Source organism: Rheinheimera sp. WS51 (genome assembly GCF_050936095.1).
Taxonomy (GTDB): domain Bacteria; phylum Pseudomonadota; class Gammaproteobacteria; order Enterobacterales; family Alteromonadaceae; genus Alishewanella.
Genome location: NZ_JBOTRC010000032.1, coordinates 1 through 3,574, shown reverse-complemented (window position 1 = coordinate 3,574; position 3,574 = coordinate 1). Strand labels below are relative to the sequence as shown.

The 3,574-nt window shown below is 37.0% G+C and carries 5 protein-coding genes; 2 read left to right on the top strand and 3 right to left on the bottom strand.

All coding sequences use genetic code 11. The features are described from left to right. Positions 1–85: 85 nt before the first annotated feature. On the bottom strand, positions 86–784 hold the full coding sequence (locus tag ACRCA4_RS14800) for a DUF3581 family protein (RefSeq protein ID WP_433190313.1): 699 nt from the start codon (positions 782–784) through the stop codon (positions 86–88). Between the two features lie 415 nt (positions 785–1,199). Between ACRCA4_RS14800 and ACRCA4_RS14795 the strand changes: the two genes are divergently transcribed. Beyond that, positions 1,200–1,937 carry a hypothetical protein gene (locus ACRCA4_RS14795; protein WP_433190310.1) on the top strand — a complete coding sequence of 246 codons (738 nt, stop codon included), beginning with the start codon at positions 1,200–1,202 and terminating at the stop codon, positions 1,935–1,937. Positions 1,938–1,954: 17 nt separating this feature from the next. After that, the gene (locus ACRCA4_RS14790; RefSeq protein ID WP_433190307.1) at positions 1,955–2,665 is read left to right on the top strand and encodes a 4'-phosphopantetheinyl transferase family protein; all 711 of its coding nucleotides are present in this window, start codon (positions 1,955–1,957) and stop codon (positions 2,663–2,665) included. On the opposite strand, the gene ACRCA4_RS14785 is transcribed toward ACRCA4_RS14790, so the two are convergent. Continuing rightward, positions 2,658–3,425, bottom strand: coding sequence for a thioesterase II family protein (locus ACRCA4_RS14785; RefSeq protein ID WP_433190304.1), 768 nt, complete (start codon positions 3,423–3,425; stop codon positions 2,658–2,660). The two genes, ACRCA4_RS14790 and ACRCA4_RS14785, sit on opposite strands and share 8 nt — an antisense overlap. 22 nt (positions 3,426–3,447) lie before the next feature. Beyond that, positions 3,448–3,574, bottom strand: a 127-nt coding sequence (locus ACRCA4_RS14780; protein WP_433190316.1) for a phosphopantetheine-binding protein, incomplete at its 5' end; no start/stop codon positions are given.

Below are 3,574 nucleotides of genomic sequence, written 5' to 3'. Positions count from 1 at the left end.
CCTTTTAATTGATGCGCAAGCGGTTATTTAAATTTATTTACTAACCGCTGCATTTTTAAACATAACAGCTATATTTTGTACTTTTTCAGGCTGCTTGTTTGCGATTATTGTAATCAGATACCATTTTTTGCATTTGTTCATCATTGTAAGGCACTAAATTACTTAAAATCATTCGCTTCTCGCCAGTGCCAATAATTTCTCCGGCACAACTTAAGCTAAATTCTAATAATACATTTCCTCGCTTCCCTTCAACAGTAAGCGACGAGTTTAACAATTTCAGCTCTATTCTTTGATCTGGAAACTGGTTAAATTGTAAAGACATGCTCTCATAAATTACTAAAGGACGTGCTGGATTTATCATTACTTGATGCTGTTGCATTAACGGCTGCAATATATAAGGGAAGTTTTGCCCTGAAAATCTCACATAATCTTGGATTAGTGGCTCAATAATCGTTAAATCATCAAATATAGCACCCTCTCTATTAATAGATAAAAAGGCTTTGTCTTGTTGATCAACAACTGTAAGTACATTTTCAGCTTCTTTAGTACAGAGCAATATATCTGCTGCTACCATGCCAGAGAAATTGCAAGTCATCTGCTTAGCTAGACCAAACTTAGTTAATAAGTATGAAAATAGTAAATCGCCAGGTACGCAGAAGCGTTTAGCATCTACATCGTGTATTGGGTTAAAGTCTGTTGCCACTTTCTTAGCAAAGTCACTTGATTGTTGACGACTAAAACTAAAGCCCTTTTCGGTTTGCGTTACATATTGCTCAATTAACATCTACTACCAACTTAATCTATAAACATAGGCGCATGATACCTGTTTTTAGCTAAATAATGGTCTAGCCAGTACATATATATTAATTTCCCCGTTTTACTGCATTGCATTATTCTGACCTAAAGTTTTACAGATTTGCATATAATGTATTTTAATACGGTATTACTCCTTTGATTTTGTAAACTGGTCTCACTTATCTATTTTTGTCCATTAAGTAACTTTCAATACAGGTAACCAAAAATTAGTACAGCTAATTTTTAAAGATCTTTGTTGCTAAACAACTTTTATTTTTCCCTTGTAGCTACCGAATAATAAAGTTAACATTTGCCACATCTTTCACATAAAAAACTTACCAATGCCTAAAAATAGCTTGTTGTTTTTGCCAATATTTACAATTTCTTTATTCGCTAGCAGCGCAATGAATACTCTACAGCCATTTGATCTAAGTAAACAACAAAATATTACGACACTGGCACAGGAGCCTGATAATTTTATGTCATCTGAATTTAATCTACTTTTTATGGGGAATAGTCACTCTTCTAGCCATAACTTACCCCAACTTGTTGCAAAATTGATAAAAACAGACCAACCAAATGCACAGGTACACACTAAGTTAGCTTCAGGCTATCATTTTTTAGATGAACGCTTGCAGCATCGACCAAGCACCAATTTACTCCGCGACGGTAATTGGAGCCATGTTATCCTACAAGCCCAAAAATACAGCACAACTGGAAAGTATTTTTATCCTACAGATGCTGCAGAGGAATGGATTAAACGTATTAATTCAAAAAATTCACAAGCAATAATGTTTCCAGAGTGGCCGCGGCGCGGTAATAAAGAAGAAGCTGCACGTATACACCAACTTCATATTGGTATTGCTAAAGCGGCATCTGCATGTGTTGCACCTATTGGTTTAGCTTGGCAGTTAGCATTACAACAAAATCCTAAACTGAAACTTCACTCTGCTGATGGTAACCATTCTAATTTGGATGGTGCGTTTCTCACAGCTTTAGTCCTATATGGCACTATTACTAAAAATGATCCATCAAAACTTAATGCTATTAACGGGATAAAAGTTAGTATTAATACTCAAACTGAGTTAAAGCGTGTAGCGTCAGCGACACTACTTCAGCACGCAGCTTGTTTTACAAATTAATTTAAGCTCATCAACAAATGGCAGTGCAAGCAATTATACACCAATCACCAATATTGTTAGATTTAACTCCAGCTCCGCTTATTGCTCACTGCTGCTTTAATATAAAAGAATACAATGATTCTTTGTTTCAGAATTATAATATTGAGATGCCAGCTGAGCTATCTCAGGCTGTTACGAAGCGCCGTTGTGAATATTTAGCTGGCCGAGTTCTATTTCAGCACCTTCTAAAACAATACCGCCTTCCTTGTACCCAGTTATTAAATAGCCTTGATGGTGCTCCTTCTTGGCCTGTAGGCTATGTCGGCTCGATAAGCCATGCTGACGGTAATGCAATTTGCTGCCTGATGCCCGAGAATGTTTATGCAGCCGTTGGAATTGATATAGAGTCTATACTTAGTCCAGAAAGTGTTTCTGAATTAGCACCGCATATTTTACAACCAGAAGAACAACGGCTATTAAGTAGTAATACTTGCTTAGACGATGCAGAACTGTTAACTATTGCCTTTTCTGCTAAAGAAAGTTTATACAAAGCTTTATATCCTCAAGTTAAACGTTTTTTTGGATTTGAAGCTGCAACGATAAAGAACATAATGCCAAGTAAGCAAACATTCATTTTAAGCTTAAATACTGAACTGACCCCACAACTAACTATGGGATCAGAATTTTATGGCCATTATTGTTTTATTAATAAGCAAGTTATCACTTTGATCGTCTTACCCACTAATTAAGCTCTTGCATCGTTTCGTTTCTACATTTGTTTAATAAAGCCTGTCCTATAATGGTGGCCATATCATTAATATGAGTATTAATAAAAAAGTGATCACCATCAACTGTATGATGCTTACTATCAGCGGCAAATAACTCCTGCCATGCTTGCACATTTTCGATCGGTATATCTTTATCATGACGACCTGCCATACTCGTCAAAGCAACTTTTAGTTTCTTAATTGGTGGGCATTGATAATCGTAGCCTAATTTAAAGTCGGCACGTAATGTTGGCAACATTAACTCCATAAGTTCATCGTAAGCTAATAGTTCTTTAGGTGTGCCACCTAGAGATGCTAGCTCTTGCTTAAAGAGTTGATCAGATAAAAGATGGATAGGCTCACGTTGCATTCCAAGTTGAGGCGCAGAGCGAGCTGCCATAAAAACATGCTGGACAACACACTTAGGTATCAAGCGATTTGCTACCTCGAATGTTTGTAAACAGCCATTGCTATAGCCAAGTAAAGCAATAGGCTTATCGGTAAATTGCAAGATTTCAGGTACCACAGCTTGAGCAATTTCACTAGCAGATGTTAATGCCGGTTCAAATATACGATTGCCTCGGCCAGGCAACTGCACCGCAACCAATTCAATTTCATCAGGCAGTAACTTTGCTAAAGGAAAATATATAGCGGCTTGCCCGCCAGCATATGGAAAGCAAAAAAGCCTTATCTTTGCTTCGGGTTTAACTTTTGGCACAATAAACCAATCATTTTTATACATTATATATACCTGTTTCCAGCGGCTATAACCAGCCGCTGTCTATTACCGTTCCAGCTTGTTGCTCTATATGAGCGGCAAGCTGCTGTACATTACTATGTTCAAACAAGACTCGAACACTAAGATCAAGATCCATACGACTATTTAACTCC

Coding starts and splice junctions, on each gene's coding strand:
- ACRCA4_RS14785 (WP_433190304.1), bottom strand. CDS start 3,425: ATGTATAAAAATGATTGGTTTATTGTGCCAAAAGTTAAACCCGAAGCA.
- ACRCA4_RS14790 (WP_433190307.1), top strand. CDS start 1,955: ATGGCAGTGCAAGCAATTATACACCAATCACCAATATTGTTAGATTTA.
- ACRCA4_RS14795 (WP_433190310.1), top strand. CDS start 1,200: ATGAATACTCTACAGCCATTTGATCTAAGTAAACAACAAAATATTACG.
- ACRCA4_RS14800 (WP_433190313.1), bottom strand. CDS start 784: ATGTTAATTGAGCAATATGTAACGCAAACCGAAAAGGGCTTTAGTTTT.